General features: G+C 38.1%; 2 protein-coding genes. Both read left to right on the forward strand.

Features of this window, described 5'->3' with window-relative positions; genetic code table 11:
* Window positions 1-36 precede the first annotated feature (36 nt).
* Window positions 37-2139, forward strand: a complete 2103-nt coding sequence (recG, locus tag VNJ50_RS11485) for an ATP-dependent DNA helicase RecG (protein WP_325581995.1) — start codon at window positions 37-39, stop codon at window positions 2137-2139.
* Between the two features lie 149 nt (window positions 2140-2288).
* Window positions 2289-3118: serine hydrolase domain-containing protein (locus VNJ50_RS11490; RefSeq protein ID WP_325581997.1), on the forward strand; the 830-nt coding region annotated here is incomplete at its 3' end.

The raw sequence follows: 3118 nt of genomic DNA on the forward strand, positions 1-3118 counted from the left end.
TTCATGCTTTCAATGTAATTAGTTAAATTCGCACTCATGAATGCCAAACTTCAAACCCCTATCGATTACCTCAAAGGCGTGGGTCCAAATCGGGCCGATCTGCTCCGTAGCGAACTTGGCATTCACACCTATCAGGATTTGATCAATCTTTTCCCTAATCGATATATTGACAAAACTCAGTACTACAAGATCAACCAATTGCAGCAAAATAGTGCCGATGTTCAGATTATAGGAGAAATCACCAGTTTGAAAGAAGCTGGTCAAGGAAAAGCAAAACGTTTGGTGGCCACTTTTAAGGACGAAACGGGAATTATTGAACTTGTTTGGTTCAGAGGTCATAAATGGATCCAAGAGAATATCAAATACGGAAAAAAATATGTGATTTTCGGAAAAACAAATTGGTTCAACGGCATTTTCAGTATGCCACATCCCGAAATGGAACTGCTTGAAGAGCATGAAAAAAATCTGCAAACGGCCATGCAACCGATTTACCCATCAACCGAGAAGTTGACGAACAGAGGAATTTCCAATCGGGTCCTGATCAAAATTATGCAGCAATTATTTTTGGAAACCAAAGGTCGATTTGAAGAAACACTTTCAGAAAATTTACTTTCAGAACTTAAATTAATTTCTAAAAGTCAAGCACTTTTTAACGTCCATTTTCCGCAAAATCAAGAGCTGTTAGCGAAGGCCCAATTCCGGTTAAAATTTGAAGAATTATTTTACATTCAATTGCAATTAATCATCAAAAATCTGATCCATAAAACAAAGATAAAAGGGTTTAATTTTAAGCATGTCGGAAATCATTTCAATACCTTTTTTAAAGAACATTTACCCTTTGAATTGACCAATGCACAAAAACGGGTTTTAAAGGAAATTAGGGCCGATATGGGTAGTAATGCACAAATGAACCGTCTGCTTCAAGGTGATGTCGGTTCGGGCAAGACCATTGTGGCGTTAATGTCAATGTTAATCGCACTTGACAACGGTTTTCAAGCCTGTTTAATGGCGCCGACTGCTATTTTGTCAGTTCAACACTATCATGGACTACAAGAGCTATGTAAAAACCTGAACATCAACATAAAAATACTCACAGGTTCAACCAGTACTTCAGATAGAAGGAAAATTCATGCAGCACTTGAAAATGGCGAATTGGACATCCTAATTGGCACACATGCCCTACTTGAAGATAAGGTAAAATTCAAAAATTTAGGACTTGCAATTATTGATGAACAACATCGTTTTGGTGTGGAGCAACGCAGTAAATTATGGCATAAAAACACCTCGCCACCACATGTTTTGGTGATGACCGCAACGCCCATTCCGAGAACTTTAGCCATGTCGGTTTATGGCGATTTGGACGTGTCCGTTATTGACGAATTACCACCTGGAAGAAAGGACATAAAAACAGTACATCGCTATGATAAAAACCGGCTGAAAGTCTTCAAATTTGTTAGAGATGAAATTGCAAAAGGCCGACAAATTTATGTGGTTTATCCATTGATAAAAGAAAGCGAAAAAATGGATTATAAAGATTTGATGGATGGCTACGAAAGTATCGTTAGGGAATTCCCTATGCCAGAATATCAAATTTCAATTGTCCACGGACAAATGAAACCTGCCGATAAAGATTTTGAGATGGAACGTTTTGTCAAAGGTGAAACACAAATCATGGTGGCAACAACGGTTATTGAAGTGGGCGTTAATGTACCCAATGCATCGGTTATGATCATTGAAAGTGCCGAACGTTTTGGATTATCACAACTCCATCAATTGCGCGGTCGTGTAGGTCGTGGCGCAGAACAGAGTTATTGCATTTTAATGACTAGCCATAAACTTAGCGAAGACAGTAAAACCCGACTCCAAACCATGGTCAGAACCAATGACGGATTTGAAATTGCCGAAGTGGATTTACAACTTCGTGGTCCGGGAGATTTGATGGGCACACAACAAAGTGGCGTCTTAAACTTGAAAATTGCCGATGTTATCAAGGACAAAGATATTTTGCAACACGCACGTTATTACGCAAAAGCCATTTTAAAAGCCGATCCTTCGCTATCTCTTCCTGAACATAAAGTACTGCGCTACACGTATGGGCAATTGAGCAAGTACAAAAATATATGGAATTATATTTCTTAATAAAACAGTTATCAGTTGTCGGCTTTTCAGTTGTCGGTAGAAGACAAAAAACAGCAAAATACTCTCGAAATCTTAAGAAATCAACATTAAATACACTAAAATTCATAGTTTTAGCTTAATTTGACACGACTAAACTAACCTCAATAAGCATGAGAACATTCAATTTTATTTTAAAAATCACGATGCTACTGGTAATATTTATCAGCTGTAAAGAAAAAAAAGAAGAAACAAAACAAACTACTAGTCCAGACGCAAACCAATTGGACGCATATTTCTCCAGCCAAATGCCTGCTGATGAGCCCGGCGGTGCAATTCTGATCATGAAGGGCGATAGTATTATTTTTAGCAAAGGTTACGGACTTGCCGATTTAAAAACCAAATCCAAAATTGATGAAAACACCTTATTTAATATTGGCTCCATTTCAAAAACCTTTGTGTCCAACGCTATTCTAATGTTACAAGATGAAGGCAAACTTTCTGTTGAAGACAATATGTCCAAATATTTCAACAATTTTAAAAACAAGGAAATTGCCGAAAAAGTAAAAATCAAACATTTGTTAACACATACGTCGGGTTTGGTTGACAATAGACAAACCAAAACCGATTCCTTGTTTTATCTGACCGCTAAAGATGTCGAAAACTGGTATCCTACCACGCAAGCCGAACATTTGAATTTTGAACCTGGCACTCGTTTCGAATATTCCAATCCGGCATACAATGCATTGGCATTAATTATTGAGGACGTAAGTGGCATGCCATGGCAAAAATATGTTGCAGATCATATTTTTACGCCTTCTGGCATGAACACGAGTACCATTACTGATGGTCCGCATCCCGAAACTGGTGTTTCTCATGCCTACATAAAAATCAATGGCAAGTGGTCAGAAAAAGATTATGGCGAAGAACCAACATTTGCAGCGGCTGGCAACGGCGGCGTTTGGAGTTCGGTCAACGAATTAGCAAAATATGAATTGGCTTT

It is taken from the genome of Gelidibacter sp. (assembly GCF_035577925.1).
Classification (GTDB): domain Bacteria; phylum Bacteroidota; class Bacteroidia; order Flavobacteriales; family Flavobacteriaceae; genus Gelidibacter.

Coding starts and splice junctions, on each gene's coding strand:
- recG (WP_325581995.1), top strand. CDS start 37: ATGAATGCCAAACTTCAAACCCCTATCGATTACCTCAAAGGCGTGGGT.